The following is a 26,445-nucleotide window of genomic DNA, read 5'->3' on the forward strand; positions in this document are numbered from 1 at the left end:
CCGCCGCCCGTAGATTCAACGGTATGCGAACGCTGACGGCTCTTCTGGTGGGGCGCACGGCCCGGGTGCGGTGGCTGCACCTGGTGCTGGGCGGCGCGCTGCTGATGCCGTTCTGGATGCTCGGCTCGGTGTTCACCGCCTTCCTCTGGGCCCCTCGGGGCACCCAGACGGATCCGGTGACCACGGTGCTGCTCCAGGTCGCGGCGCTCGGCTTCGCGCTGCCGCTGTCCTGGGCGGTCGCACTGCTGCTGCCGACCAGCCGGGTGCTGCTCGGCACGGCCGCCCGGGCGCTCGCGGGGGTGCGCGAGGGCGAGTTGGCGCACGGGCCGGCCGGCGGCTGGGCCGCCCGGCGGCGCACGGCGCACTGGTTCACGCTGCACCTGCTGGTCGGCGGCGTGCTCAGCGGGCTCTCGCTGGCCGGGCCGCCGGCGGTGGGGCTGCTCTGGGTCTCCGCGCTCGGGCTGCCCGATCAGGGCACCAACCGCGAGGTGGCCGGGCTGGTCGGCCACTCCCCGCTGCTCAAACTGCTCGCCGGGCTGGGGCTGCTGCTCGGGCTGCTGCTGCTCAACGCGGGGGCGGGGGCGCTGCTGGCCCGCTGCGCGCCGCTGCTGCTGGGGCCGACGGCCCAGGAGCGGCTGGCCGCCGCCGAGCAGCGCACCCTGGTGCTGGCCCAGCGCAACCGGCTGGCCCGGGAGTTGCACGATTCGGTGGGGCACGCGCTCAGTGCGGTGGCGATCCAGGCGGCGGCGGCCCGCCGGGTGCTGGAGCGCGATCCGGCCTTCGTCGCCGAGGCGCTGCAGGCCATCGAGGAGGTGGCCCGGGGCGCGGTCGGCGAGTTGGACACGGTGCTCGGCATCCTGCGCGAGGAGTCGGCGCAGGAGGAGTCCGAGCAGGCGGCCGCCACCGGGCCGACGCTGGCGGCACTCGGTCCGCTGGTCCGCCAGGTCGGCCTGGCCGGTGTGCGGGTGGCGGCCCGGGCCGGGCCGGGCGTGGCGGAGCTGCCCGCTCCGCTCTCCCGCGAGGCGTACCGGATCGTGCAGGAGGGGCTGACCAATGTGCTGCGGCACGCCGGGCCGGTGCCGGCGGAGCTGACGCTCGATCTCCAGGGAGGACGGCTGATGGTGGAACTGACCAATCCGATCGGGGCCGGCCGCCCGAGCCGCCCCGGCGGCGGGCGCGGGTTGCGCGGGGTGGCCGAGCGGGCCGCGGCGCGCGGCGGCCGCTGCGAGAGCGGGCGCACGGCCGACGGCGCGGGCTGGCGGCTGGCCGTCTGGCTCCCGGTGGAGGCGGCATGAGCGGCAAGCCGATCCGGGTGGTGATCGCCGATGACGAGCGGCTGGTCCGGCTCGGGCTGCGGGTGGTGATCGACAGCGAGCCCGATCTGACGGTGGTCGGCGAGGCGGCCGACGGCAGCGAGGTGCTGCCGCTGGTCCGCGAGACGGCGCCCGACCTCGTCCTGATGGACGTCCGGATGCCGCAGGTGGACGGCATCCGCGCCACCGAGCTGATCCTGGCCGGGCTGCCCGAGCCGCCGCGGATCCTGGTGATCACCACCTTCGAGCACGACGACTACGTCTACCAGGCGCTGCGCGCCGGGGCGGCCGGCTTCCTGCTGAAACGCACCAGCGCGGAGGAGCTGGTGCAGGCGGTGCGGCTGGTGGCGCGCGGGGATTCGCTGCTCTTTCCGGCGGCGATCCGCGAGTTGGCGGTGCACGCGGCGATCGGCGGGCCGGCGGCCGGGCAGAGCACGGCCGGGCGGGCGATCGGCCGGCTGACCGACCGGGAGGGGCAGGTGCTCCGGCTGGTCGCCACCGGGCTGACCAACGGGGAGATCGCCGCCGAGCTGGTGCTCAGCCCGGAGACGGTGAAGTCCCATGTGGCGGCCGTGCTGTCGAAGCTCGGCGCCCGCGACCGCACCCAGGCGGTGATCATGGCCTACGAGGCGGGCTTCGTGCTGCCCCAGAAGCGGGCGTAGCCCCGGGCGCCTGCCCGGCGGATCAGATCCGCCAGGCCCGGATCCGGTCCGCCGCCGCGAAGATGTCCGCCTTGGCCGCCGCCACGTCCCGGGCCAGCTCCACCAGCGCGCCGTAGGGCGGGTCGATGCCCTCCTTCGCTGCGTGCATGTAGGCGGCCGTCGCCATGCAGGCGTAGAGGTTGTTGCGCACCGGCAGCGGCCGCAGCAGCACGATGGTGTGCATCAGCGCGGCCGCGCACCAGGCCGGGTCGGCGTCATGGCCGAGTTGGGCGGTGTTCACCCGGTGCCGCGCCACCGCCGCCTGCAGCGCGGAGTAGTCGCGCACGCTCAGGTCCTCCGGCGAGGCCTGCTCCTGGACGTCGAGCAGCCACCGGATATCGACGTGCAGCATCATCATCGGGCCGCCCTCGTCATCAGGCGACGCTGCGCCGCGCTGCCGGGGTGTCCTCCGGGAAGGCGGCGTCGAACTCCTCCAGGTGCGCGTTCCAGAACGCCACCGCATGGTTGACGAAGGTTCGGCGCTGCTGCTCACGTACGCTCAGATCGTGCACATAGGCCTTGACGCTCTTGCCGTCGGCCGCCGCGGCCTCACGAATCGCGGCCAGTTCCGCCTCGGTGTACTCGATGTTGAGAGCTGGCATGTGCCTCAGGGTACCGGAGCGGTACCGGCCGGGGCAGGCCGGTCGGAAATTCTCCGGCGGCCTGCAACAGCCCTTCGGCCCCATCGCGTTAGGCAGGCATGGATCACTCACCGATGACCGGATCGACGGCTCCTGGCGGTCCGCCGGACTTCCTGGAGTTCGCCGCGGCGCGGGGCAGGCAGCTCTACAAGACCGCCTACCTGCTCACCGGCGGCGACGCGCACCTGGCCGAGGACCTCGTGCAGGAGGCGCTGAGCCGGATGTTCGTGCGCTGGCGACGGGTGTCCCGGCTGGAGAACCCGGCCGGCTACGCCCAGACCGTCCTGGTCAACACCTTCATCTCGCTGCGCCGCCGCCGCAGCAGCAGCGAGCGGGTGACCGGGGAGTTCCCCGAACTCGCCGTCACCGACGGCGATCCGGCCCTGCGCGTGACGCTGCTCGATGCGCTGCGGAGGATGTCACGGCAGGACCGCGCGGTCCTGGTCCTGCGGTTCTGGGAGGACCGCAGTGTCGAGGAGACCGCCGCCGCCCTGCAGTTGACCTCCACCGCCGTCCGCTCGCGCAGCCACCGCGCCCTGGGCCGGATGCGCGCCCAGCTCGGCGGATCCGTGACGGAGTTCGCGGATCGCCCCGAGCACCGGTCGCGCTGACCCCTGCCCTTCTCGACAGCCCAGAAAGTGGTGCACAGCCATGTCTCATGACGAGGACTACGAGGAGGAGTTCGGCGCCGCCCTGCGCGAGGCCGCCGACCACTCCCCCGAGCCCCTGGTGGAACTGCTCGCCGCCGGTGCCGCCAGGCGCGGCCGCGCGGCGAAGCGCCGCCGCACCCTGCTGACCGCCACCGCCGCCGTGGTGGTACTGGCCGGGGCCGGCACCCTGGCGGTGCAGCTTCAGCCGGCGCACAAGAACGGCACGGCCGAGCAGTCGGTCGCGGCCGCGGCGCCCGGCTCCTCGACTCCGCTCCCCTCCGGCAAGCCGACCGCGCCGGTCCCGCCGCCCTCCGCCGGCGCCTTGGCGGGCACCCCGTCGCCCTCCGCGGGCGCCGGCCGGCCGATGACCGACGAGCAGATGACGGCCCTGCTGCAGCAGAAGCTGCCCGGCTTCAAGCTGAGCCGCCCCTTCGGCCACGGCACCGAGCCCGCTCCCGGTCAGCGGGGCCCGGGGGCCTACGCCGGCTTCACCATCACCGACGCCAACGGGGAGGGCGGCGTCGAGATCGTCGTCAACCATTCCAAGCCCGCCGTGCCCGTGGCCGGGAACCGCTGCCCCGGCAAGGCGGACTGCACCGCCACCACCCTGCCCGACGGCAGCGTGCTGACGGTCAACCTGCCGCCGATGACCTCCTTCGGTCTGCAGAACTGGGAGGTGACGCTGCAGAACCCCAACGGCGTCATGGTGATGGCCGAGTCCGGCAACGTCGGCACCCCCGGCGTCGCCGGAATGCAGCCGACCGGCAAGGCGACGCCGCTCAGCGGCGACCAGCTCAAGGCCTTGGCCATGGACCCGGACTGGCAGGACATCGGCCTGGCCGTGCCGATCCCGGGCAACCCGCCCGGCGCGCCCGTCCCCTCGACCTCGCCGTCCGCCGCAGGGTGAGGTCCGCGGTGCGGAGCACCCGGGAACCGGTGTCCGTTCGGTGAATACCCGTCACCGAACCCACCGGGACCACCCCGGGTGTCCAGAACACCACCGCATCAGGTAGGTACACCGTGCCCCCGCCCCCCGGCGTTCCGGACGGGCCCGAACCCCGCTCCCCGGCCGCACAGCCGGTCCGACCCGGATGAACTTCTGCCCGGGCCTTGCCATGTCCGGCACGGGACGCGGGTGTTCCTCCCGCGCTGTGCTCGCCGACCGGTCGACCGGTCGGCGAGCACAGCATCGGGGTGACGGGGAGGGGCACGGTGTCCGGACCGGCACGACGGCCGGCAGTCCCGTCCCCTGGCGGCCCCGTCACATCGGATCGGCCTGCCGAAGCCCGTGCTCCTGGTCCAGCCGCAGCCAGCGGGTGATCCCCAGCCGCCGCAGGAAGGCCAGGTCGTGGCTGACCACCACGAACGCGCCCCGGTAGGACTCCAGCGCCTCGGTGAGCTGGCGCATGCTGGCCAGGTCGAGGTTGTTGGTCGGCTCGTCGAGCAGCAGCAGCTGCGGCGGCGGGTCGGCCAGCAGCAGCGCCGCCAGGGTGGCCCGGAACCGCTCGCCGCCGGAGAGCGTGCCGGCCGGCTGGTCGGCCCGCCGTCCGCGGAACAGGAACCGGGCCAGCCGGGCCCGCACCAGGTTGTCCGAGATGCCGGGCGCCAGCAGCTTGACGTTCTCCACCACGCTGAGCTTCTCGTCCAGCAGGTCGAGCCGCTGCGGCAGGTGCCGCAGCTCGCCCCGGCGGGTGATCTCGCCCTCCAGCGGAGCCAGCTCACCGGCGATGGTGCGCAGCAGGGTGGTCTTGCCGGAGCCGTTGCCGCCGACCAGCGCCACCCGCTCGGGCCCGCGCAGCTCCAGCCGCTCCACCCGGCCGCCGTGTGCCAGCCGGACCTTCTCCATGCTCAACACCGTGCGCCCCGGGGGGACCTCGGTGCGCGGCAGGTCGATGCGGATCTCCGCGTCCTCACGGAACGCCTCCTCCGCGGCGACCAGCCGCTCCTTGGCCTCGGTCAGCCGCTCGGTGTGCAGGCCGCGCACCTTGCCGGCCGTGACCTCGGCCTTGCGCTTGAACGCCCCGGCGAGGATCTTCGGGTCGTTGCGCTGGATCGACTTCTTCTTGCCGTAGCTGGCGCTGCGGGCCAGCCGGACGTTGGCCTCGACCAGGTCGCGCTGCTGGCGCTGGACATCGGCCTCGGCATTGCGGACCAGCCGCTCGGCCGCCTCCTGCTCGGCCGCCAGCGCCTTCTCGTAGTCTGCGAAGTTGCCGCCGTACCAGGTGACTTCGCCGTCCCGCAGGTCGGCGATCTGGTCCACCATGCCGAGCAGTTCGCGGTCGTGGCTGACGATCACCATGACCCCGCCCCAGCCGGCCACCGTCTCGTAGAGCCGCTCGCGGGCGGCCCGGTCGAGGTTGTTGGTCGGCTCGTCCAGCAGCAGCACGTCGGGCCGCTCCAGCAGCAGCGCGGCCAGCCGGAGCAGCACCGCCTCGCCGCCGGAGAGCTCGCCGGTGGTGCGGTCCAGCCCGAGCGAGCCGAGGCCGAGCCGGTCCAGGGTGGCCCGGGCCCGCTCCTCGACGTCCCAGTCGTCCCCGAGCACGGTGAAGTGCTCCTCGGCCACGTCGCCGGACTCGATGGCGTGCAGCGCCTCGCGGCGCTCCCGGATGCCCAGGACCTCGTCCACCCGCAGCGAGGTGTCCAGGGTGAGGTCCTGCGGCAGGTAGCCGAGCTCGCCGGCCACCTTCACGCTGCCGGAGGTCGGGGTGAGCTGCCCGGCGAGCAGCCGCAGCAGGGTGGACTTGCCGGCCCCGTTGAGGCCGATCAGCCCGGTGCGGCCGGGGCCGACGGCCAGGTGGAAGCCGTCCAGGACGGGCTTGCCGTCCGGCCACTCGAAGCCGAGGTCGGTGCAGAGGATCGCGGTGCTGGGTGTTGCCATGGGGGCCTCCTGGGGCTCGCCTGATGCGTGGACGGGCTGCACGGGAGACACCGCTGGGAGGGCACGGGAAGGTGAACGGGGGGAACGGAAGGCTCCACACCGAGATCACTGGCACGCTCCATGAACAACCGCGCGATGAACCCAGCGCGGCGAGCGGTGTCTCAGGACCTCAGTAGAGCAACGGCCTTCTCCAATTCCGGAATTCCGGTGAACGAACGGGTTCCACGGTACGGTCCCGCCCGCGCCGCCGCAAAGGGTTTTTCGCGGCGCGTCGCGCCGCCCTCTAGGATCGGGCCATCATGAGCGCGACTCTCGTCACCAAGGACCTCGCCGCCGGTCACGGCGAGCGCACCCTCTTCAGCGGCCTCGACCTGGTGGTCTCCCCCGGCGAGGTGACCGGCCTGGTCGGGGTGAACGGCGCCGGCAAGTCCACCCTGCTGCGCCTGCTGGCCGGCCTGGACCGCCCGGAGAGCGGCTCGATCGCGCTCAGCCCGCCGACCGCCACCGTCGGCCACCTGCCGCAGGAGCCGGAGCGCCGCCCGGGCGAGTCGGTCCGCGACTTCCTGGAGCGCCGCACCGGCGTGGCCGCCGCCCAGGCCGCCCTGGACCTGGCCACCGAGGGCCTGGTGGCCGAGGCGCCGGGCGCCGACGACGCCTACGCCGACGCGCTGGACCGCTGGCTCGACCTCGGCGGCGCCGACCTGGCCGAGCGCGCCGAGCAGGTGACCGACCAGCTGGGCCTGACCGTCAGCCTGGACCAGCCGATGACCTCGCTCTCCGGCGGCCAGGCCGCCCGGGCCGGCCTGGCCTCGCTGCTGCTCTCCCGCTACGACGTCTTCCTGCTGGACGAGCCCACCAACGACCTCGACCTGGACGGCCTGGAGCGGCTGGAGGCCTTCGTCAAGGGCCTGCGCGCGGGCACCGTGCTGATCAGCCACGACCGCGAGTTCCTGGCCCGCACGGTGACCCGGGTGCTGGAGCTGGACCTGCACCAGCAGCAGGTCAACCTGTACGGCGGCGGCTACCAGTCCTACCTGGACGAGCGCGCGCGGTCCCGCCGGCACGCCCGCGAGGAGTACGAGGAGTACGCCGACACCCGGGCCTCGCTCGAGGCCCGGGCCCGGATGCAGAAGGGCTGGGCGGACAAGGGCGTGCGCAACGCGCTGAAGAAGAGCCCGGACAGCGACAAGATGCGCCGCGCCGCCCAGACCTCCTCCTCGGAGAAGCAGGCCGCCAAGGCCAAGCAGACCCAGCGGATGATCGAGCGCCTGGACGTGGTCGAGGAGCCGCGCAAGGAGTGGGAGCTGCGGATGGAGATCGCCGCCGCCCCGCGCTCCGGCTCGGTGGTCGCGACGCTCCGTCAGGCGACCGTCAGGCGCGGCGGGTTCGCGTTCGGCCCGGTGGACCTGCAGATCGACTGGGCGGACCGGGTGGCGATCACCGGGGCGAACGGCGCCGGCAAGTCCACCCTGCTGGCCGCCCTGTTGGGCCGGCTGGAGCTGGACTCCGGCGAGGCGAGCCTGGGTTCGGGCGTGGTGGTCGGCGAGGTGGACCAGGCGCGCGGGCTGTTCTTCGGCCCGGAGACCCTGATGGCCGCCTTCGGCGCCGCCGTGCCGGAGCTGCCCGAGGCCGAGGTCCGCACCCTGCTGGCCAAGTTCGGCCTGAAGGCGGTGCACGTGCTGCGCCCGGCCGACACCCTCTCCCCCGGCGAGCGGACCCGGGCCGCGCTGGCCCTGCTGCAGGCCCGCGGGGTCAACCTGCTGGTGCTGGACGAGCCGACCAACCACCTGGACCTGCAGGCCATCGAGCAGCTCGAGTCGGCGCTGGCCTCGTACACCGGCACCCTGCTGCTGGTCACCCACGACCGGCGGATGCTGGAGTCGGTCGCGGTGAACCGGCGGATCTCGGTGGCCGACGGGAAGCTCTCCGAGAGCTGACAGAGGTTTAGACCACCTCGGGGCTTCGAATACTGCGTCGTATGACGACCTACCCGACCGTCCCGCTCAGCCCGATGGCGGTCCCGGCCCACGAGGCCGAGGACCGCGCCCGGAGCTTCCACCAGGTGATGGCCCAGCGCCGCACCGTCCGCGACTACGACACCCGCCCGCTGCCCGAAGGCGTGCTGGAGTGGGCGATCCGCACCGCCGCCACCGCGCCCAGCGGCGCCCACGTGCAGCCCTGGCGGTTCGTGGTGATCACCGACCCGGAGCGCAAGCGCCGGCTGCGCGAGGCCGCCGAGGCCGAGGAGCGCGAGTTCTACGACCACCGCGCCTCCGCCGAGTGGCTGGCCGCGCTGGCCCCGATCGGCACCGACTGGCAGAAGCCGTTCCTGGAGGACGCGCCCGCGGTGATCGTGGTCTTCGAGGTGCACAAGGGCCCGGACACCCCGCGGCCCTACTACACCAAGGAGTCGGTGGGCATCGCGGTCGGCCTGCTGCTGGCCACCCTGCACCAGGCCGGGCTGGCCACCCTGACCCACACCCCCAGCCCGATGAAGTTCCTCAACGAGGTCTGCGAGCGCCCCCAGGAGGAGCGCGCCGCCTACGTGATCCCGGTCGGCTACCCGGCCGAGCACGCCCGGGTGCCGGACCTGCACCGCAAGGAGCTGGACGAGGTGCTGGTCCGGCTCTGATCCGGACCGCACGGCCACGAAGGAATCCCCTGGTCGGCGGCGCCGGACGGCTGTCATCATGCTTGACATGAACGACACCCAGGATGGCGCCGCCACCGCCGCGCCGTCGACCGCGCCGCGCCCGCCCGAGCTGCTGGACCTGCCGGGCGGCTTCGTCCTCCGTCGCCGCACCACGGCCGACGCGGACCCGGTGAACCAGGCGATCGTCCGCAACATCGACCACCTGCGCCCGTGGATGGCCTGGGCGGCCTCCTCACCGACCCCGGCGCACACCGCGGAGATGACCAGGGTCGGCTGGCAGCTCTGGGAGGCCGGCACCGACTTCATGTACGTGCTCGAGCGGGCCGGCCGGCCGGACAGCGTGCTCGGCATGTTCGGCCTGCACCGCAGGATCGGTCCGGGCGCGCTGGAGATCGGCTACTGGGTGGACCGGGAGCACACCGGCCGCTCGCTGGCCACCAACGGCGCCGCCGCGCTGACCCGGGCCGCGCTCGCCCTGTCCGACATCGAGCGGGTCGAGATCCACTGCGACCAGGCCAACGCGGCCAGCGCCGCGGTGCCGCGCAAGCTCGGCTACCGGCTGGACCGGATCGACCGGCAGCCGATCGACACCCCGGCCGCGACCGGGAAGAAGCTGATCTGGATCACCGAGCAGGCCGGCTGCTGACTTCCTCGAGGCCGCCGCCTCACGCCGGAACCGGCGCCGCCCGGGAGATCAGCGCCTCGGTGTCGACCCCGGGCGGCAGGGTGCCGAAGGCCGCCCCGCGGTCGCCGCCGAGCCGGGAGACGCAGAACGCGTCCGCCACCGCCGGCTCGGCGTACCGCACCAGGAGCGAGGCCTGCAGCGCCACCGCCATCGCCTCCACCACCCGGCGGGTGCGGTACTCCAGCTCGGCCTGGTCGCCGAGCTGCTTGCGCAGGTCGGCGACGGCCGCGTCCAGGTGGCGGTCGGCCCCGGCGGCCGCGCCCAGCTCGGCGAAGAACGCCTCCACCGACTCGGGGCTGCGGGCCATGGCGCGCAGCGCGTCCAGCGCGGCCACGTTGCCCGAGCCCTCCCAGATCGAGACCAGCGGGGCCTCGCGGTAGATCCGGGGCATGCCGGACTCCTCCACGTAGCCGTTGCCGCCCAGGCACTCCAGCGCCTCGGCCGCGTGCGCCGGGCCGCGCTTGCAGACCCAGTACTTGGTGACGGCCAGCGCCAGCCGCCGGAACGCCGACTCCTCCGCCTCCCCGGCCAGCGAGCGGTCGGTGGCCTCGGCCAGCCGCAGCGCCACCGTGGTCGCCGCCTCCGACTCCAGCGCCAGGTCGGCCAGCACGTTGCGCATCAGCGGCTGGTGGATCAGCTCGGTGCCGAACGCCTTGCGGTACGTCGCGTGCTGCACGGCCCGCTGCGCGGCCACCCGCATGCCGGCGGCGGCGCCGAGGGTGCAGTCCAGGCGGGTCATGTTGACCATCTCGATGATGGTCCGCACCCCGCGGCCCTCCTCACCGACCAGCCAGCCCACCGCCTCCTCGTACTCCAGCTCGGCGGAGGCGTTGGAGCGGTTGCCCAGCTTGTCCTTGAGCCGCTGGATCCGCAGCGCGTTGCGCGTCCCGTCCGGCAGCACCCGGGGCAGCAGGAAGCAGCTCAGCCCGCCGGGCGCCTGCGCGAGCGTGAGGAAGACGTCGGACATCGGGGCGGAGGTGAACCACTTGTGCCCGGTCAGGTGGTAGGTCCCGTCCCCGGCCGGCAGCGCCACCGTGCTGTTGGCCCGCACGTCCGAGCCGCCCTGCTTCTCGGTCATCGACATCCCCGCGATCAGCCCGCGCTTGCCGTGCGGCTCGCGCAGCCCGAACTCGTAGACCGGCGAGGCCAGCAGCGGCTCCAGCCGGGCGGCCAGCTCGGGGTTGGCGCGCAGCGCGGGCACGGCGGCGTACGTCATCGAGATCGGGCAGCCGTGGCCCGCCTCCACCTGGCTCCACACGTAGAACTTGGCGGCCCGGGCGGTGTGCGCCCCGGGCCGGGTGTCCCGCCAGGGCGCGGCGTGCAGGCCGTGCTCGACGGCGATGCCCATCAGCTGGTGCCAGGCCGGGTGGAACTCCACCTCGTCGACCCGGTGCCCGTACCGGTCGTGGGTCCGCAGCACCGGCTCGTTCTCGTTCGCCAGCCGCCCCCACTCGGCCGCCTCCGGCGTGCCCGCCAACCGCCCCAACTCGTGCACCTCGGACAGCGCCCACACGGCCCCCGCCCGCCGCACGGCGGCGAGCATCGCCGGGTCCTCGGCCACATCGTGACCGTACGGCGGCGGGACCTGGTTGACGACCTCGTGGGTGTGCGGCACGGCCTGACTCCTACTCGCGAGTACTCCGACGGCACCAGACTGCCTCATCCGGGGTCGCTTGGGGAGGGCCGACGGGCCGTCAACCCGCGGAGAGCACCAGCCGCCGCTGCCCGTCCCGGTACCCGGCCCGCCGGAAGGCCGTGGCCATCGGGTGGTTCCCCCGGTCGGTGTCGGCCCGGATCTCGGCGGCCCCGGCCTCGGAGTGGAGGATCCGGGTGATCTCCCCGAGGAGCTGGGCCGCGTATCCGCGCCCCCGGAACTCGGGCAGCACGCCGAGGTAGCCGACGACGAACGCCCCGGGATTGCGCGAGGGAATCGCGAACCCGACCGGCGTGCCGTCGCCGCTGTGCGCCACCCGCCACCAGGACCGCTCACCGAGCATCCGGTCACGGTAGAACTCGACCTCCTCCCAGGCCTGCTGCTCGGCCCCCTGCCGTGCGGCGCCGGCCGCCGAACCGTGGTCCAGAGTGCCTTCGAGGACCCGCGTGAACAGCCCCGCGAACACCGCGTCATCGGGCTCCGCGCGGTAGCCCAGAGTGCCGGCCGCCGGCACCGGGTCGCGCTCGGCCCGCCACTCGAACCGCAGCCGCTCCAGCTCCGCCGTCAGCCCGGCCGCCTCGGCCGCCCGCACCCGCCAGTCCAGCGCTGCCCGCACGTCCGCCCGCTCCCGCCAGTCCGCGGGCAGGAAGATGTGGAACTCCGGCGCGCACCCGAACTCCCGGTGCGCGGTGCGCAGCAGCTCGGCGGCGACTGCCTCGTCCCCGCCGAACACCCCGTCCAACGCCCGCGGGACGCCGTCTCCCCACCACACCGCAGCGGCCCGCACCCGGCCGTCGGCATCGACGGCGAGCCAGGTGCGGTCAAGGGCGTACTGCCCGGCCGCCAGCTTGCTGAGATAGCTGTCGGGCGTGACGGTGTTGCTGCCGGGGTCGGCGGCGAGCAGCGGGAGCAGATGGTCGAGGTCGGCCTGTTCGGCGATACGGAAGAGCATCACCACTGCCTACTCCGCGGAGCCGATGACGGGCAATCGGTTTCTGCCGCCCGGGAACCCCGCCCGCTTCAAACTGCTGTTCAACGGCTTCGCGTGGAGTTCGGTCCGGTCTCCGGCATGTCCGTGGCGTTGTCCGGTTCGCTGGCCAGGGGCGACTTCCGTACCGGAGAGGATGGGCGGATCATCTCCGACCTGGATCTCATCCCCGTCGTCAGCGGCGCCCCGGAGGCTCCAACGGCGCGTGCCGAGCTGCCGTGGGCGATGCGTTCCTCGCTGACCCCGCCCGAGATCGCCCAGACCGTTCGCGACGCGGTGTTCCGCGAGAACCAAGGCCTGAGCTGCGACGAGTCATCTCGAAGCATCACCCGCCACGTTGGGTGCGCCGCGGCGACTCGGAGCGAGGCGGGGGAGTGTAGCCCTCACTGGCAAGCTCCTTCAGGGCCGAAAGGCTGTCAGCGCGGGCCCACGACCCTGGGACGACCCAACTTGCATATGTTCCCTTGGGGAGCGCGGCGCACTCGGCCAATGCGCGGGACGGTTCGATCCCCCGCGCCTTCGCCTCGCGCAGGTCGCGGTGCCAGATCGTGCCGGCATTGGCTCCGACATCACCTGCCGCCGCGCGGGCAATCCACCCTGCCGCGTCATCGGCGTCGGATGCCCATAGATATCCGACGATCCCGAGGTCGTCCCTCGCAACAGAAACGTATTCAATCGGCCCGTCGGTCCGATATGCATAACTGGTCGGACCATCCGATACAAGCCTGAACGTCAGATCCTCATTGAGCCGAGGACTGTCCCATCCATTCCCCATCGAGCGGCCTCCTTTCTATCTCGGCAGGACTGTTCCAAAGATCTGCCACTGCCCGTTAATATTAACGACCCTGGTCGCCTGCCAGGAAATCCCTCGGCCCAGCAGCAGCTCACGCTCGGCGCCCCCGAACGCCGATACCTTCTCCACCCATACAGCCGGCGTCCCCGCAGGCACTCTCAAGTGCAACACGGCAGGCTTGCCCGCGAATCCGGAAGTCGGCCCCCCGAGCGATGATGATGTATAGGACGGCTCATTGAAGACCTGCCCCGGCATATCATACGGCTCCACGCCAAGGTGGTCGATCCCCGTTCCCCGGGCAATGAGAACGTCCTCGGGTACCGGACGGCCTCCCAATGCCGCGTCTATGTCGTTGATGTGCTGCAGGATATCTGGCGTGCTGCCATCTCCGCTCCGCAGGAATCCGTTGATCTCCACATAGGTGGGCGAGTCCGGTGGTGGCGGCCTATCCAGCGGAGGCTCACTGGTGTAGTCGAAGACCGAGTCCCTCAGCGATTTCGGCATGTTCTGGGCATAGGCGTTCCAATAGTCAGCCCCGTACTGCGCCGCCTCGGCATCCGTTTCGAATGTCCTCGCACCTGGCGAGATTTCCGATCTGGCAGCCGCCATCTGCTGCTCTGGAGTAAGGCGGTCGAAGTCGTCAGTTGCGAGCGGAAAGCCTCCTTTCGCATCCTCCGCTCCCTGGATCACCGTTCTCTCGGCTGAAGTGCTCGCCGTGTCGGCGGCAACCGCCGCGTCTCCGGCACCGTCAGTGGCGATCCCGAGTGCGAGGTTGGGAATGAGCTTGCCTGTGGCCTCGAACGGGTCGGAGCCCCAACCCGAACCGACCAGTGAGGAGAGCAGCTGGGTGGGGTGGTTGGCGGTCGTGACCAGGCCTGCGGCGACCTGGTTGACGTGGTCGAGGTAGAGGGCGGGGTGAGTGAGGTTGTACGGGTCCATCGGGTTGAGGCCGCGGGCGAAGTCGACGATGCCGGCCGCGCCCTTGAAGACACCGCCGTAAAGATGCACGGCGCCGTCCATGCCGCCCTCGCCGATGTCGACGGCGTCCAGCTTCATCCGCTCAGTGAAGCTCGGCTCTGCCGGGGCCGCGTCGGTGGCCGTCCTGAGCGCCTGGGCCGCGGCCTTGGCGGCCGCGTCGCGAGCCGTCCGGGCACCGTTCAGCAGGTCGTGGGCATGGCGTAGCTGATCGGCACTCGGGTCCTTGAAATCACCTGGATCAGCCGGCTTCGGCCCCGGGTTCGGGTTGTTGTTCCACTGGAAAAGCGCAGTGTTGTAGGTGTCGACCGTCGTGTTGTAGGCGTTCTGTGCGTCGTCATGGGCCTTCTTGGCCGCGTTGTAGGCGTCGATGGCCTGCTTCGCCTGGCTCTGCGCCCAGGTGACGGTCTGCGAATACTGCTCCAATGCCGTCGCCGCCGTGCCGCAGGCGTCGGCCGCCGTCAGCCACTGCGCCGGGTGGGGAGCGAACTTGGCCCGGAACGCATCGGCCGCCTGCCCCTTCCAGTGGTCGGAATCCAGCGCGCGCAGCCCGCTCCCGGTGGACTCGAAAGCGTCGTGGAAGGTCTGCAGGTGCTTGGCGGCTGCGTCGATCGCCTTGGCGTCGCCGTGTACCAGGTCCTTCGGGTCGTCGGAGTCGCCGAGCTGCATCTCGCCGACCTGGGCACCGAGGTTGTCGGCGACCTTGTCGCCGAACTTGTCCACCGACCGCGCCGCCCCGTGCAGGCCCACGAAATCCAGCGCGCCGCCCACCTCGTGGAGGTTCTGGTCGACGGCCTTTCCAACCGCCTTCTTCCCGTCCTTGTAGAGGCCTTCGAGGCCGTTGCCGACCGAGTCGAGGAAGCCCATGTCAGCCCTGTCCCCCCATGGCCTGAGCCCGCGCCCGCAGTTGCTCGGCCTCGGCCTTCAGCCGGTCCGCCTCGGCCGCGTTCGCCGGGCCCTGGCCGGTCACCGCGTCGAGCAGCTTCTGCCGCGGATCGCTGGTGAGGATGTCCGCGCCCGTCGAGTCCCAGGCCGCCCGGCTGTCCAGCATCGCCTGGTCGAACGACTTCCCCGAGTAGTCCGCGTTCTGCACCTCCGTGACGAGGTTGTCCGACGCGACCGTGTTCCAGGACTGGCCCTCGATCTGCTTCTGGGTCAGATTCGGATTGCCCATCAGTGCGGCGTTCGCCACGTCCTTGGCCGCGCCGGAGACGTACTGCTCCTGGTCGTAGTACATGCCCGCCGACAGGCCCAGCTTCAGAGCGATGTCGTTCCCGTCGTGCACCAGGCGCCGCACCCCCCAGCCCCACCGCTCGCAGAACGCGTCCAGCGCACCCTGAAGGTCGCCGTTGCCGACCTGCATCCCCGTCAGCGCGATGTCGGAGAAGCCGCGCCCGACCTCGCCGCCCTCGCTGAAGCCGAGCTTCTGCAGCTCGGCTATCGCCTCCTTGATCCCCTTCGCGGTGTCGTTCAGCGCGTTCGGGTCCACCTCGTAGGAGTCAGCCACGGTCCACCCCCGCCGGCGGCACCAGGAACGGAGCCGGACCCGCCACGTCCACCGCGACCCCCGCCGGCACACCCAGCGCCGGCACCGCGACATCCAGCAACCGCCACCCGTAGACCGTCAGGTACGGGACCTCGGCGATCAATCCGCGCGTCTGGACGTACCGGTCGAGCGCCTCGACCCCTGAGAAGGCGAACAGCCACTCGATCCCGCCGAACTCCCCCGCCAGCGGTTCGCCATCCTGCATCGGCACCAGCACCGCGCTGCGGCGGAAATCCATCAGGACCCTGGCGCTGTCAATCCGCTCCGCATGCAGCTCGACCAGACGCTGTGCGAGCCCCACCCCCGACATCCGCCCCCCAGTCACGCTCGGCGATCAATCGAACACTTGGCACACTATCAGCCCGTAATGACGTGACCACCCGTGGTTCGCATGACAACCCGGGAGCAATGAAACAGAGCACTATCCCGGTAGCGGCAAGCCCGGCTTCAGCGGCGTCAGTTGCTCGATGTCCCAGCGCCGCCGCAGCTCGTCCACCGCGCCCTCCGGCGGCGCACCGTCGGCGAGCAGCTCCAGCAGTTCCTCGAAGTACCGCTCGTGGTCCGGCGGCGGCGCGGCCTGGAAGAGCATCCGCGCCGGCGTAGCGCCCGCGTTGGCGAAGCCGTGCGGTACGCCGGCGGGGATGTGGATCAGCGAACCCGGAGTGCCCCTGCGCACCGCGTCGCCGTCCGCCGAGCGCCACTCCTGCCAGCCGCCCGCCGTCCGCACCTCGGGCTCGAAGGCGAACATGTCGACCTCGCCCTCCAGCACGTAGAAGAACTCCTCGCTGCGGGTGTGGCGGTGGGCGCCGACGTCGAAGCCGACGGGAACCACGACCTCGAAGAGGGAGCCCACCTTCGAGCGCTCCCCCGTGATCTTGAACGTCACGTGCTGGGCCGGGCCGACGAGCGTGCGCCCCCCGCCCGGCGGCAGTACCAGGCCGCTCACCAGTTCACCGGCAGCGCCCGCGGTCCGCGGATCAACTCGCCCACCCGCCACTGCACTTCCTCGGGAGGAACGGCCAACGCCAGATCCGGCAGGCGCAGGAGCAGCGTCCGCAGCATCACCTGCGTCTCCATCCGCGCGAAGGTCGCGCCCACGCAGTAGTGCGGGCCGTGGCCGAACGCCAGGTGCGGGTTCGGCGCACGGTCGAAGTCGATCTCCTCCGGCCGCTCGAAGACCTCCGGGTCGCGGTTGGCGGCCAGGTAGGACGAGTGCACCGCCTGCCCCTCCCTGATCAGCGCGCCGCCCAACTCGGCGTCCTCCACCGCGATCCGCGCCTGCCCCGTCGCGTTCCGGTGCGGCACCCAGCGCAGCAGTTCCTCCACCGCCTGCGGCAGGAGCTCCGGCTCGTCGAGCAGCCGCTGCCACAGCTCCGGGCGGCTCAGCAGGACGTAGCCGATCTGCCCGCTGTTCAGCCGCACCGAGTTGACCCCGCTGATCTGCATCAACTCGGCGAAGGCGACCAGCTGCTGCCGTGTCAGCTCGCCCGCCTTCTCGCCCTCCAGCAGGTGGGTGAGCAGATCGTCCCGCGGCTCGGCGAGCCGCTGCTCCGCCAACCCGTCCAGGTAGCTTCCCAGTTCGTGCTTCGCCCGCTCGCTCACCGCCGGGTCCTGCTTCGCCGTGATGATCTGCTTCGTCCACGCCGCGAACTGCGCCCGGTCCGGCTCCGGGATGCCCATCAGCTCGCTCATGCCGTGCAGCGCGAACTGGTCGTAGTAGTCGGCCATCAGGTCGCCGGGCGCGCCGCGCTCGAGCATTCCGTCGATCAGGCGCCCGGCCAACTGCTCCGCGTACGGGCGGCGTTCCTCGATCTTGCGCGGCATGAACGCCCGCGAGGCGGCCCGCCGCAGCCGGGTGTGCTCCGGCGGGTCGGCGAAGCCGACGGCGTCCTCCAGCGGGATCGGGTTGGCGGCCAGCCGCGTGACGTCCTGCTGCAGCAGCAGCGCGCGGCTGAACCGCGCGTCCGAGGTGACCTTGGTGACGTCCGCGTACTTGCCCGCCAGCCAGGCCTCGCCCTCGCCGTGCGGCAGCCGGACCCGGCCGAGGGCGGGCCGCAGCACCGCCTCGGCCATCACCGGGTCGAAGGCGAGCTCGTCCAGCGCGTCCACGGTCCAGAAGACGGCGTCCTCGGCCATCGGTTCCCCCCTCAGCTCAGCCGCTCGCGGCGGCGGTCGGTCCAGGTGCCGAGCGCGACCTCGGCGGTGATGCCGGGCCCGAAGCCGGCCAGGATGCCGCGCTGCTGGTCGATCGCGCTGCCCTCCTCGAAGAGCCGGCCCAGCGCGTCCAGCACCACCGCGCTGGCGATGTTGCCGTACTCGGTGAGGGTGGCCCGGCTGTGCCGGAAGGCGTCGGCGGGCACCTGGAGGAACCGCCCGAGGTCGTCCAGGATCCGCGGCCCGCCCGCGTGGATCACGTAGAAGTCCAGGTTGGCGGCCTTCCACTGGTGCTCCTCGGCCAGCGCCTCCAGCACCGGCGCCAGCGGCTCCATGGTGCCCGGCACCCGCTTGTCCAGCTGGAAGTGGAAGCCGGTGGAGCGCACCGCGTAGGAGATCCAGTCCTCGGTGTGCGGGATCAGGTAGGAGCCGTTGCGCTCCAGCCGCACGCCGTAGGCGTCGTCGTCCCCGCGCACCACCGCCGCCGCCACCGCGTCGCCGAACAGCCCGTTGGAGAGCAGCTGTCCGACCCCGAGGTCGGTCGGCTGGTAGCAGAGCGAGCAGAACTCGCAGGCCACCACCAGCGCGTTGCGGTCCGGGTAGGCGAGGCAGAAGTCGTGCGCCCGGTTGACGGCCGCGCCACCCGCCGCGCAGCCGAGTTGGGCGATCGGCAGCTGCCGGGTCTGCGAGCGGAAGCCCATCTCGTTGATCAGCCAGGCCGTCGGCGAGGGCATGCTGAAGCCGGTGCAGGAGACGAAGACGATCAGGTCGATCTCGTCCACCGTCAGCCCGGCGTGGTCCAGCGCCTGTCGGACGACCCCCGGGACCCGCTTCTGCGCCTCCGCGAAGAACCGCTGGTTGCGGCTCTCGAACCCCGGGTGCTGCAGGGTCTGCTCGATCGGCTGGATCAGGTGCCGCTTGCGCACCCCGGTGTGGCTGATCAGCCGCAGCACCAGGTCCAGGTCCGGGTGGTCGCGGTGCAGGTCACGGGCGATCGCCAGGGTGTCATCCATCGTGATGACGTGTTCCGGGACCTCGGTCGCCGGCCTGCAGAGCACTGCCACGTCTTCTGCCTCCCTGGACTGGACACCTGACACACATTCAACTGACGCATCATCAGTACCATACGGTGTGCATACGGTCAGTAGTCGACGGCGGCGCGCGGGAAGAGCCGACTAGGATCATCCGATGACCAGTAGCCCCGATCTCGCCAGCCCGCCCGAAGACGGCCCCTCGGCCCGCTATCCGGCCCTGTTCGCCCCGCAGCGCTGGGAGTGGGGCGGCATCGACGCCCGGTTCGCCCTCACCCTTCCGCCGGACCGGCTGATCAGCAACATTCACCTGATCGGGTTCACGGCCGACGGCCTGGTAGTGGTCTGCGAGGACGAGCGCGGTCTCTGGTTCCTGCCCGGCGGCACCCGCGAGCAGGACGAGAGCGTGCTGGACTGCCTGGTCCGCGAGCTGCGCGAGGAGGCGGGCGCCCGGCTGGTCGGCGAGCCGGCCTGGATCGGCGCGCACCTGGGCGTGACCGACCGGCCCGAGCCCTACCGTCCGTGGCAGCCGCACCCGGAGAAGGCCTGGCTCTGGGGTTGGGGCGAGGTGGTGGTGGACGGCGAGCCGCTCAACCCGGAGGACGGGGAGCAGGTGGTGCGGGTGGCGGCGCTGCCGGCCGAGGAGGCCGCGGGGCTCTTCGGCCACGAGCCGTGGCGGGCCGAACTGATCCGGCTGGCAGCGGAGTTGCGGGCACAGAGCCGTTCCGCGGGGGCCTGACGGCCCCCGCGGAAGGTCAACGCGTCAGCGCCCGAGCCCGGCCCGCCGCAGCGCGTCCGCCATCGCGCTGTTGCCGATCGGCGCGGGAGCGGACGAGGACGAACCCCCGCTGCCGCGCCGGTCCTGCCGCGGCGGGCGGGCCCCGCCGCGGTCAGCGCGGTCACCGCGGTCACCCCGGTCGCCGCGCTCACCACGGTCCGAGGACCGCCCGCCGCGCGGCGCCGGCGCAGCCTCGTCGTCCAGCCGCAGCGTCAGCCCGATCCGCTTGCGCTGGACGTCGACCGAGACGACCTTGCAGGTCACCACGTCACCGGGCTTGACCACCTCGCGCGGGTCCTTGACGAACTTCGCCGAGAGCGCCGACACATGCACCAGCCCGTCCTGGTGCACGCCCACGTCGACGAAGGCGCCGAACGCGGCCACATTGGTCACCACGCCCTCCAGCACCATCCCGACCACCAGGTCGCCGATGGTGTCCACGCCCTCCTTGAAGGTGGCGGTGCGGAACGCCGGGCGCGGGTCGCGGCCGGGCTTGTCCAGCTCGCCCAGGATGTCGGTGACGGTCGGCACGCCGAAGGTGTCGTCGGCGAACTCGCTCGGCCGCAGCCCGCGCAGCACCGCGCCGTTGCCGATCAGCTCGCCCACCGAGCCGCCGGTCTTCGCCAGGATCCGCCGCACCACCGGGTACGCCTCGGGGTGCACGGCGGAGGAGTCCAGCGGGTCGTCGCCGCCCTGGATCCGCAGGAAGCCCGCGCACTGCTCGAAGGCCTTCGGCCCGAGCCGGGCCACGTCCTTGAGCGACTTGCGGGTGCGGAACGGGCCGTTGGCGTCGCGGTGCGCCACGATGTTGTCGGCCAGCGTCGCCGTCACCCCGGAGACCCGGGTGAGCAGCGGCGCGGAGGCGGTGTTGACGTCCACGCCGACGGCGTTCACGCAGTCCTCGACCACCGCGTCCAGCGAGCGGGAGAGCTTCACCTCGCTCAGGTCGTGCTGGTACTGGCCGACCCCGATCGACTTGGGGTCGATCTTCACCAGCTCGGCCAGCGGGTCCTGCAGCCGGCGGGCGATCGAGACCGCGCCGCGGATCGAGACGTTGAGTTCCGGCAGCTCCTGGGAGGCGAAGGCCGAGGCGGAGTAGACCGAGGCGCCGGCCTCGGAGACCATCGCCTTGGTCAGCGTCAGCTCCGGGTGGCGCTTGATCAGGTCCTCGGCGAGCTTGTCGGTCTCCCGGGAGGCGGTGCCGTTGCCGATCGCCACCAGCTGCACGTCGTGCGCCTTGGCCAGCTTGGCCAGGGTGGCGAGCGCCGCGTCCCACTTGTTGGCGGGCTGGTGCGGGTAGATGGTGTCGTGCGCGACCACCTTGCCGGTGGCGTCCACCACCGCGACCTTGACGCCGGTGCGGAAGCCCGGGTCCAGGCCCATGGTGGCCCGGGTGCCGGCCGGGGCGGCGAGCAGCAGGTCGCGCAGGTTGGCGGCGAAGACCTTGACGGCCTCGTCCTCCGCCTCCTGCCGCAGCCGGCCGCGCAGGTCCAGGCCGAGCCGGACCAGGATGCGGGTGCGCCAGGCCCAGCGCACCGTGTCGCCGAGCCACTTGTCGGCGGGCCGGCCGTGGTCGGCCACCCCGAACCGGGCGGCGATCCGCTGCTCGTAGTCGCGCTCCTCGGGCAGGTCGCCGTCCTGCTCGCCCTCGTAGGGCGAGAGGTCCAGGTCCAGCACCTCCTCCTTCTCGCCGCGCAGCATCGCCAGGATGCGGTGCGAGGGGAGCTTGGTGAAGGGCTCGGCGAAGTCGAAGTAGTCGGCGAACTTGGCGCCGTCCTGCTCCTTGCCGTCGCGGACCCTGGCGACCAGCCGGCCGCGGGTCCACATCCGCTCGCGCAGCGAGCCGATCAGGTCGGCGTCCTCGGCGAACCGCTCGACCAGGATCGACCGGGCGCCGTCCAGCGCGGCCGCGCCGTCCGCCACCTGCTCGTTGACGTAGCCCGCGGCCAGCGCGGCCGGGTCCTGCGAGGGGTCGGCCAGCAGGGTGTCGGCCAACGGCTCCAGGCCGGCCTCGCGGGCGGCCTGCGCCTTGGTCCGGCGCTTGGGCTTGAAGGGCAGGTAGATGTCCTCCAGCCGGGCCTTGGAGTCGGCCGCCAGCACCTGGGCGCGCAGCGCGTCGTCCAGCTTGCCCTGGGAGTCGATCGACTCCAGCACCGCGGCCCGGCGCTCCTCCAGCTCGCGCAGGTAGCGCAGCCGCTCCTCCAGGGTGCGCAGTTGGGCGTCGTCCAGCTCCCCGGTGACCTCCTTGCGGTAGCGGGCGATGAACGGGACGGTCGCGCCGCCGTCCAGCAGCTCGACCGCCGCCCTCACCTGGCCCTCCCGAACTCCGAGTTCCTCGGCGATCCGTCGCCCGACTGCTGTTTCGGCTGGCGTGGTCACGAAGCCGGTCACCTTCTCCAGAGTTGCCCTGCACGTACGGAAGGCATTCTGACAGCTGTACAGTCCCGCCATGGATGACGCGCTGCTGGAGCGGCTGGGCAACGGCAAGTACCTGCTGGTCACCTCGTACAAGAAGGACGGCACGCCGGTGCCCACCCCGGTCTGGGTGGTCCGGGACGGCGACGCGCTGGGCGTCTGGACGGTGGCCGACAGCTGGAAGGTCAAGCGGATCCGCCGCCGGCCCGGGGTGCTGGTCGGACCGTGCGACGTGCGCGGGAAAGCCACCGGCGAGTCGGTGCCGGCCACCGCCGAACTGGTCGACGGCGCCGGCTACCGCGCGCTGCTGGCCCGCAAGTACGGGCTGATCGGCCGGCTGACCCTGCTCGGCAGCCGGCTGCGCCGGGGCGCGGCCGGCACGGTCGGCATCCGGATCACGCTCGACCGTCAGGGCTAACCCTTCAGCTCCGGGAACTGGTCGTCGCGCCACTCGCCGCCGAAGGCCTCGCCCTGCTGCTCGCGGGTGCGCAGCTCGACCCGGCGGATCTTGCCGGAGATGGTCTTCGGCAGCTCGTAGAACTCCAGCCGCCGCACCCGCAGGTAGGGCGCCAGGTTCTCTCGGGCGTGCCGGAGGATGGCGAGCGCGGTCTCCCGGTCGGGCGCCCAGCCGGGGGCCAGCGCCACGTAGGCCTTGGGCACGGCCAGCCGGGTCGGGTCGGGCGCGGGCACCACGGCGGCCTCGGCGACGGCGGGGTGCTCGATCAGCACGCTCTCCAGCTCGAACGGCGAGATCTTGTAGTCGGAGGCCTTGAAGACGTCGTCGGTGCGCCCGATGTAGGTGATGTAGCCCTCGGCGTCCCGGCTCGCCACGTCGCCGGTGTGGTAGTAGCCGCCGGCCATCGCCTCGGCGGCGCGCTGCTCGTCGTCCAGGTAACCGGTCATCAGGTTGAGCGGGCGCCGGGCCAGGTCCAGGCAGAGCTCGCCCTCCTCGGCCGGCTCGCCGCTGACCGGGTCGACCAGCACCACCGGCACGCCGGGCAGCGGGCGGCCCATCGAGCCGGGCTTGACGGGGGCGCCGGGCGGGTTGCCGACCAGCAGGGTGGTCTCGGTCTGGCCGAAGCCGTCCCGGATGGTCAGGCCCCAGTGCCGCTCGATCTGGGTGATCACCTCGGGGTTCAGCGGCTCGCCGGCGGCGACGAGTTCGCGCAGCGAGCCGGGGCCGCCGGACAGGTCGCTCTGGATCAGCATCCGCCAGACCGTGGGCGGCGCGCAGAAGCTCGTCACCTCGGCCCGGCGCAGTTCGGCCTGCAGCCGGGCGGCGTCGAACCGGGTGTAGTTGTGCACGAAGATCGTCGCCTCGGCGATCCACGGGGCGAAGAAGCAGCTCCAGGCGTGCTTGGCCCAGCCGGGCGAGCTGATGTTGCAGTGCACGTCGCCGGGGCGCAGGCCGATCCAGTGCATGGTGGTCAGGTGGCCGACCGGGTACGAGGACTGGGTGTGCTGGACCAGCTTGGGGCGGCTGGTGGTGCCGGAGGTGAAGTAGACCAGCAGCGGGTCGTCGGGGGCGGTGGTGGCGGGCAGCGGCGCGGGGTCGGCGATCCGGTAGGCGTCCTCGAAGGGGGTCCAGCCCTCGGGCGCGCCGCCGACCGCGATCCGGGTGACGCCCTCGCCGGTGAACTCGCCGGTGAACTTGGCGGTGTCGGCGGCGTTGGCGATCACGTGGTCGGCCTTGCCGCGGGCGATCCGGTCGGCCAGGTCGGCGGGGCCGAGCGCGGTGGTGGCGGGCATGATCACCGCGCCGAGCTTCATCACCGCGAGCATCGCCTCCCAGAGCTCGACCTGGTTGCCGAGCATCAGCAGCACCCGGTCGCCCTTGGCGACGCCGAGCCCGGCCAGGTGGTGGGCGACCTGGTCGGAGCGGCGGGCCATGGCGTCGAAGCTGTGGCGGGCCTCGCTGCCGTCCTCCTCGACGATCCACAGGGCGGTGCGCTCGTTGCCCCGGGCGATCGCGTCGAACCAGTCGACGGCCCAGTTGAACCGCTCGCCGAGGTCGGGCCAGGCGAACTCGGCCGACCCGTCCGCCCCGCCCGACCCGTCCTGGCGGAGCATCAGGTCGCGGGCGGCTCGGTAGCGCTCGGTCGGGGTGGTGCTGGTCACGGCGTCTCCTTGCAGGCGGATTCCCGCCTTGGCGTGTTCACGTCGATACGGCGCGCTTGAGGGTCGCGCGCCAGGGCACCAGTATCTGGACCGAGCCGCCGCAGCACAGCCCCCACACCTGTCGATCGTGATTGCGAGCGCCATGAACCTGCGCACCTCCTCCCCCCGTCGCGCCCTGGCCGCCCTCACCGCCGCCCTGGCCGTGGCCGCCGTCCCCGCCGCCCAACTGGCCGCCGCCCCCGGCGCCGCCGCCGCGGCGCACCACTCCCGCGCCGCCTACACCCAGCACGCCCCGCAGCGCACCTCGCCGATGCGCTACCACGGCGGTCCGGTGCAGCACCACCCCGTGGTCTACCTGGACTTCTGGGGCAGCCAGTGGCACAGCGACGCCAACGGCGTGCAGCCGTACCTGGCCAAGTTCTTCCAGGGCCTCGGCACCAGCCAGGACACCTGGTCCACCATCACCTCGCAGTACACCGACTCCTCCGGCTCCGGCCCGTCCTTCACCGGCCCGGTGTACGGCGGCAGCTGGGTGGACGACGCGGCCCCGGCCCCCGCCTCCTCCCAGCAGTACGACATCGCCGCCGAGGCCGACAACGCCGCCTCCCACTTCGGCGTGGCGGACGACCCGGACGTCCAGATCGTGGTGCTCAGCCCCAGCGGCACCTCCCCCGACGGCTGGCCGGGCTCCGGCTTCTGCGCCTACCACGACTACTCGGGCAGCGTCTCGTACACCAACATGCCCTACCAGCTGGACGCCCCGGCCGGCAGCCGCTGCCCGAACAGCGCGCTCGGCGGCAAGCTGGACGCCTTCAGCATCGTCGAGGGCCACGAGTACGCCGAGTCGATCAGCGACCCGCAGCCCAGCTCCGGCTGGGTCAACTCGGCCGGCCAGGAGATCGGCGACACCTGCGAGAGCAACTTCCAGAAGCTCACCCTGCCGACCGGCACCTTCGCGGTGCAGCCGCTCTGGAGCAACCGCTCCAGCGGCTGCGCCATGCACTGACCGGAAGCACGGGCCGGAAGCACCGGCCGGAAGCGGTGAACTGACGCGGTGAACTGACGGGCCGTCCCCCCGCGACGGCCCGTCAGCCGTTCGAGCACTGCACATATGCTCATGGGGTGACCGTAGGAACTCCTCCAGGGGGAGAAACCAGTCTGACCATCGGCATGCTGGCCGAGGCGGCGGGCGTCAGCGTCAAGACGGTCCGCTACTACTCCGACCAGGGGCTGCTGCCGGGCGGCGGGCGCAGCGCGGGCGGGCACCGCCGGTACGGGCCGGCCGACCTGGACCGGCTGCGGCAGCTGCGCGGCCTGCGCGCGCTCGGGCTGGCGCTGCCCACCGCCGGCGAGGTGGCCCGTGGCGAGCTGCCGCTGGAGCGGGCGCTCGCCGCGCAGCGCGCCGACGTGGCCCGCCGGCTGGCCGAACTGCGCTGGCACGAGGCGGCGCTGGCCGCGCTGGCCGAAGCGCCCGAGGAGCTGCTGACGCTCGGTGCGGCGCTCAGCCGGCCGCCCGCGCTGGACGCCATGGCCACCTTCTGGCGCCGGGTGCTGCCGGTGCGGATCTCCGCTCCGCTGCGGGCCAAGGTGGTGGCGGCCACGCTGCCCGAGCTGCCCACCGAGCCGACGCCCGCCCAGGCGCTCGCCTACGCCCGGCTGCACGCGCTGGCCGAGGACCCGGCGCTGGCCGCCGCCGCTCGCGGCCAGCAGCCGCGCTGCGGCGGGCTCGACCTGGTCTACGCCGGCGCCGGCGAGGCCTACGAGCTGGCGCTGGCCGAGCTGGCCCGCGGCGCCCGGCCGGCCGCCGGGGAGGCGGTGGACCTCTACGTCTCGGCCTTCGCCCGGGCCGCCGGGCGGGCGGACACCGTGGAGTTCCGCCGCGAGCTGGCCGTCATCCAGTTCACCCACCCGGTGGTGGCCCGCTACTGGTCGCTGGTCGGGGAACTGGCCGGCGGGCGGCCCACCCTGGGCGACGCGCACGAGTGGATCACCACGGCGCTGCGAACCGCCGGCTAGCGGCTGCCTGAGACAAGTCGCGTCGGAGAACCCCTGCTCAGCCGACTGGCGCGGCCGCCCCGGTGACCCAGTGCCCGCGCACCGCGTCGGTCGGCCGCTGCTCGCCGAGCGCCGGCAGCCCCCAGTCGCCGAGCGCCCCGAGCACCGGCCGCAGTGCCTGCCCGCGCTCGGTCAGCTCGTAGACCGAGGCGTTGGCCGGACGTTCCAGCCGCCGCCGGCCCAGCAGGCCCTCGGCCTCCAACTGCTTCAGCCGGGCGGCCAGGATGTCCGTGGAGACCCCGGGCAGGTCGGCGTGCAGGTCGGTGTAACGGCGCGGGCCGCCGAGCAGTTCACGGACGATCAGGAGGCTCCAGCGCTCCCCCACCGCGTCCAGGGCCCGGGCGATGGCGCAGTACTGGTCGTAGCTTCGGCGTGACATGCCATCAGCATAGCCAAGAGGTTGGACTTTCCAAGTAC

24 protein-coding genes and 1 pseudogene are annotated in these 26,445 nt (G+C 72.6%); 11 read left to right on the forward strand and 14 right to left on the reverse strand.

Annotated features, from left to right (window positions below; genetic code table 11):
• Positions 1–23 precede the first annotated feature (23 nt).
• Positions 24–1,295 carry a sensor histidine kinase gene (locus ACFYNO_RS01425; RefSeq protein ID WP_388003318.1) on the forward strand — a complete coding sequence of 424 codons (1,272 nt, stop codon included), beginning with the start codon at positions 24–26 and terminating at the stop codon, positions 1,293–1,295.
• A complete protein-coding gene (locus tag ACFYNO_RS01430) occupies positions 1,292–1,975 on the forward strand; it encodes a response regulator (protein WP_388003321.1) in 684 nt (227 codons plus the stop codon). The genes ACFYNO_RS01425 and ACFYNO_RS01430 overlap by 4 nt, the downstream gene beginning before the upstream one ends.
• A 22-nt stretch (positions 1,976–1,997) precedes the next feature.
• Here ACFYNO_RS01430 and ACFYNO_RS01435 read toward each other — a convergent pair whose 3' ends face one another.
• Both ACFYNO_RS01435 and ACFYNO_RS01440 read right to left on the reverse strand, forming a co-directional pair.
• The gene (locus tag ACFYNO_RS01435) at positions 1,998–2,369 is read right to left on the reverse strand and encodes a toxin Doc (RefSeq protein WP_388004290.1); all 372 of its coding nucleotides are present in this window, start codon (positions 2,367–2,369) and stop codon (positions 1,998–2,000) included.
• Positions 2,370–2,388: 19 nt separating this feature from the next.
• Positions 2,389–2,616 carry a hypothetical protein gene (locus ACFYNO_RS01440; protein WP_388003324.1) on the reverse strand — a complete coding sequence of 76 codons (228 nt, stop codon included), beginning with the start codon at positions 2,614–2,616 and terminating at the stop codon, positions 2,389–2,391.
• A gap of 113 nt (positions 2,617–2,729) precedes the next feature.
• Here ACFYNO_RS01440 and ACFYNO_RS01445 point away from each other — a divergent pair, with 113 nt between their 5' ends.
• Positions 2,730–3,266 carry a SigE family RNA polymerase sigma factor gene (locus ACFYNO_RS01445; protein ID WP_388003327.1) on the forward strand — a complete coding sequence of 179 codons (537 nt, stop codon included), beginning with the start codon at positions 2,730–2,732 and terminating at the stop codon, positions 3,264–3,266.
• Between the two features lie 40 nt (positions 3,267–3,306).
• A complete protein-coding gene (locus ACFYNO_RS01450; RefSeq protein ID WP_388003330.1) occupies positions 3,307–4,212 on the forward strand; it encodes a hypothetical protein in 906 nt (301 codons plus the stop codon).
• Between the two features lie 354 nt (positions 4,213–4,566).
• Here the strand turns inward: ACFYNO_RS01450 and ACFYNO_RS01455 are convergent, their stop codons facing one another.
• Entirely contained in the window at positions 4,567–6,183 is a 1,617-nt protein-coding gene (locus ACFYNO_RS01455) for an ABC-F family ATP-binding cassette domain-containing protein (RefSeq protein ID WP_388003333.1), read from the reverse strand.
• Positions 6,184–6,482: 299 nt separating this feature from the next.
• Between ACFYNO_RS01455 and ACFYNO_RS01460 the strand changes: the two genes are divergently transcribed.
• The 3 genes from ACFYNO_RS01460 (at position 6,483) to ACFYNO_RS01470 (ending at position 9,482) form a co-directional block, all read left to right on the forward strand.
• Complete coding sequence (locus ACFYNO_RS01460; protein ID WP_388003336.1) at positions 6,483–8,120, forward strand: ABC-F family ATP-binding cassette domain-containing protein; 1,638 nt, start codon at positions 6,483–6,485, stop codon at positions 8,118–8,120.
• Between the two features lie 41 nt (positions 8,121–8,161).
• The gene (locus ACFYNO_RS01465) at positions 8,162–8,815 is read left to right on the forward strand and encodes a nitroreductase family protein (protein ID WP_388003339.1); all 654 of its coding nucleotides are present in this window, start codon (positions 8,162–8,164) and stop codon (positions 8,813–8,815) included.
• A 67-nt stretch (positions 8,816–8,882) separates the two neighbouring features.
• Positions 8,883–9,482 carry a GNAT family N-acetyltransferase gene (locus ACFYNO_RS01470; RefSeq protein ID WP_388003342.1) on the forward strand — a complete coding sequence of 200 codons (600 nt, stop codon included), beginning with the start codon at positions 8,883–8,885 and terminating at the stop codon, positions 9,480–9,482.
• A gap of 19 nt (positions 9,483–9,501) precedes the next feature.
• Here ACFYNO_RS01470 and ACFYNO_RS01475 read toward each other — a convergent pair whose 3' ends face one another.
• The 8 genes from ACFYNO_RS01475 to ACFYNO_RS01510 form a co-directional block, all read right to left on the reverse strand.
• The gene (locus ACFYNO_RS01475) at positions 9,502–11,136 is read right to left on the reverse strand and encodes an acyl-CoA dehydrogenase family protein (protein WP_388003345.1); all 1,635 of its coding nucleotides are present in this window, start codon (positions 11,134–11,136) and stop codon (positions 9,502–9,504) included.
• Positions 11,137–11,215: 79 nt separating this feature from the next.
• Positions 11,216–12,127 (reverse strand): GNAT family N-acetyltransferase, encoded by a 912-nt coding sequence (locus ACFYNO_RS01480; protein ID WP_388003348.1) that lies wholly within the window; start codon positions 12,125–12,127, stop codon positions 11,216–11,218.
• An 826-nt stretch (positions 12,128–12,953) separates the two neighbouring features.
• Positions 12,954–14,798: a putative T7SS-secreted protein gene (locus ACFYNO_RS01485; protein ID WP_388003351.1), complete on the reverse strand. Its 1,845-nt coding sequence runs from the start codon at positions 14,796–14,798 to the stop codon at positions 12,954–12,956.
• A gap of 1 nt (position 14,799) precedes the next feature.
• Positions 14,800–15,438 carry a hypothetical protein gene (locus ACFYNO_RS01490; protein WP_388003354.1) on the reverse strand — a complete coding sequence of 213 codons (639 nt, stop codon included), beginning with the start codon at positions 15,436–15,438 and terminating at the stop codon, positions 14,800–14,802.
• On the reverse strand, positions 15,431–15,778 hold the full coding sequence (locus ACFYNO_RS01495; protein ID WP_388003357.1) for an SseB family protein: 348 nt from the start codon (positions 15,776–15,778) through the stop codon (positions 15,431–15,433). The genes ACFYNO_RS01490 and ACFYNO_RS01495 overlap by 8 nt, the downstream gene beginning before the upstream one ends.
• Positions 15,779–15,898: 120 nt before the next feature.
• Positions 15,899–16,426 (reverse strand): cupin domain-containing protein, encoded by a 528-nt coding sequence (locus tag ACFYNO_RS01500; RefSeq protein ID WP_388004293.1) that lies wholly within the window; start codon positions 16,424–16,426, stop codon positions 15,899–15,901.
• Positions 16,420–17,613 (reverse strand): cytochrome P450, encoded by a 1,194-nt coding sequence (locus ACFYNO_RS01505; RefSeq protein WP_388003360.1) that lies wholly within the window; start codon positions 17,611–17,613, stop codon positions 16,420–16,422. Before ACFYNO_RS01505 ends, ACFYNO_RS01500 begins: the two co-directional genes overlap by 7 nt.
• Positions 17,614–17,624: 11 nt before the next feature.
• Positions 17,625–18,695 carry a type III polyketide synthase gene (locus ACFYNO_RS01510; RefSeq protein WP_388003363.1) on the reverse strand — a complete coding sequence of 357 codons (1,071 nt, stop codon included), beginning with the start codon at positions 18,693–18,695 and terminating at the stop codon, positions 17,625–17,627.
• Positions 18,696–18,819: 124 nt separating this feature from the next.
• Here ACFYNO_RS01510 and ACFYNO_RS01515 point away from each other — a divergent pair, with 124 nt between their 5' ends.
• The gene (locus ACFYNO_RS01515) at positions 18,820–19,401 is read left to right on the forward strand and encodes an NUDIX domain-containing protein (RefSeq protein WP_388003366.1); all 582 of its coding nucleotides are present in this window, start codon (positions 18,820–18,822) and stop codon (positions 19,399–19,401) included.
• A 24-nt stretch (positions 19,402–19,425) separates the two neighbouring features.
• On the opposite strand, the gene ACFYNO_RS01520 is transcribed toward ACFYNO_RS01515, so the two are convergent.
• Positions 19,426–21,819, reverse strand: coding sequence for a Tex family protein (locus ACFYNO_RS01520; RefSeq protein ID WP_388003369.1), 2,394 nt, complete (start codon positions 21,817–21,819; stop codon positions 19,426–19,428).
• Positions 21,820–21,889: 70 nt separating this feature from the next.
• Between ACFYNO_RS01520 and ACFYNO_RS01525 the strand changes: the two genes are divergently transcribed.
• On the forward strand, positions 21,890–22,273 hold the full coding sequence (locus tag ACFYNO_RS01525) for a PPOX class F420-dependent oxidoreductase (RefSeq protein WP_388003372.1): 384 nt from the start codon (positions 21,890–21,892) through the stop codon (positions 22,271–22,273).
• On the opposite strand, the gene ACFYNO_RS01530 is transcribed toward ACFYNO_RS01525, so the two are convergent.
• On the reverse strand, positions 22,270–23,973 hold the full coding sequence (locus tag ACFYNO_RS01530) for an AMP-binding protein (protein ID WP_388003375.1): 1,704 nt from the start codon (positions 23,971–23,973) through the stop codon (positions 22,270–22,272). The two genes, ACFYNO_RS01525 and ACFYNO_RS01530, sit on opposite strands and share 4 nt — an antisense overlap.
• Before the next feature lie 142 nt (positions 23,974–24,115).
• Here ACFYNO_RS01530 and ACFYNO_RS01535 point away from each other — a divergent pair, with 142 nt between their 5' ends.
• Both ACFYNO_RS01535 and ACFYNO_RS01540 read left to right on the forward strand, forming a co-directional pair.
• Positions 24,116–24,979 (forward strand): hypothetical protein, encoded by an 864-nt coding sequence (locus ACFYNO_RS01535; protein ID WP_388003378.1) that lies wholly within the window; start codon positions 24,116–24,118, stop codon positions 24,977–24,979.
• Between the two features lie 116 nt (positions 24,980–25,095).
• Entirely contained in the window at positions 25,096–25,989 is an 894-nt protein-coding gene (locus ACFYNO_RS01540; RefSeq protein ID WP_388003381.1) for a MerR family transcriptional regulator, read from the forward strand.
• Positions 25,990–26,056: 67 nt separating this feature from the next.
• Here ACFYNO_RS01540 and ACFYNO_RS01545 read toward each other — a convergent pair.
• Positions 26,057–26,407: pseudogene (locus ACFYNO_RS01545) on the reverse strand (winged helix-turn-helix transcriptional regulator); the annotation flags it as partial.
• Between the last annotated feature and the right edge of the window lie 38 nt (positions 26,408–26,445).

Source organism: Kitasatospora sp. NPDC006697 (genome assembly GCF_042869935.1).
Taxonomy (GTDB): domain Bacteria; phylum Actinomycetota; class Actinomycetes; order Streptomycetales; family Streptomycetaceae; genus Kitasatospora.

Excerpts from the sequence above, each read along its gene's own strand:
- ACFYNO_RS01480 (WP_388003348.1), bottom strand. The coding sequence starts at position 12,127 with ATGCTCTTCCGTATCGCCGAACAGGCCGACCTCGACCATCTGCTCCCG.
- ACFYNO_RS01455 (WP_388003333.1), bottom strand. The coding sequence starts at position 6,183 with ATGGCAACACCCAGCACCGCGATCCTCTGCACCGACCTCGGCTTCGAG.
- ACFYNO_RS01440 (WP_388003324.1), bottom strand. The coding sequence starts at position 2,616 with ATGCCAGCTCTCAACATCGAGTACACCGAGGCGGAACTGGCCGCGATT.
- ACFYNO_RS01535 (WP_388003378.1), top strand. The coding sequence starts at position 24,116 with ATGAACCTGCGCACCTCCTCCCCCCGTCGCGCCCTGGCCGCCCTCACC.
- ACFYNO_RS01450 (WP_388003330.1), top strand. The coding sequence starts at position 3,307 with ATGTCTCATGACGAGGACTACGAGGAGGAGTTCGGCGCCGCCCTGCGC.
- ACFYNO_RS01445 (WP_388003327.1), top strand. The coding sequence starts at position 2,730 with ATGACCGGATCGACGGCTCCTGGCGGTCCGCCGGACTTCCTGGAGTTC.
- ACFYNO_RS01470 (WP_388003342.1), top strand. The coding sequence starts at position 8,883 with ATGAACGACACCCAGGATGGCGCCGCCACCGCCGCGCCGTCGACCGCG.
- ACFYNO_RS01460 (WP_388003336.1), top strand. The coding sequence starts at position 6,483 with ATGAGCGCGACTCTCGTCACCAAGGACCTCGCCGCCGGTCACGGCGAG.
- ACFYNO_RS01465 (WP_388003339.1), top strand. The coding sequence starts at position 8,162 with ATGACGACCTACCCGACCGTCCCGCTCAGCCCGATGGCGGTCCCGGCC.
- ACFYNO_RS01525 (WP_388003372.1), top strand. The coding sequence starts at position 21,890 with ATGGATGACGCGCTGCTGGAGCGGCTGGGCAACGGCAAGTACCTGCTG.
- ACFYNO_RS01515 (WP_388003366.1), top strand. The coding sequence starts at position 18,820 with ATGACCAGTAGCCCCGATCTCGCCAGCCCGCCCGAAGACGGCCCCTCG.
- ACFYNO_RS01505 (WP_388003360.1), bottom strand. The coding sequence starts at position 17,613 with ATGGCCGAGGACGCCGTCTTCTGGACCGTGGACGCGCTGGACGAGCTC.
- ACFYNO_RS01435 (WP_388004290.1), bottom strand. The coding sequence starts at position 2,369 with ATGATGCTGCACGTCGATATCCGGTGGCTGCTCGACGTCCAGGAGCAG.
- ACFYNO_RS01430 (WP_388003321.1), top strand. The coding sequence starts at position 1,292 with ATGAGCGGCAAGCCGATCCGGGTGGTGATCGCCGATGACGAGCGGCTG.
- ACFYNO_RS01485 (WP_388003351.1), bottom strand. The coding sequence starts at position 14,798 with ATGGGCTTCCTCGACTCGGTCGGCAACGGCCTCGAAGGCCTCTACAAG.
- ACFYNO_RS01425 (WP_388003318.1), top strand. The coding sequence starts at position 24 with ATGCGAACGCTGACGGCTCTTCTGGTGGGGCGCACGGCCCGGGTGCGG.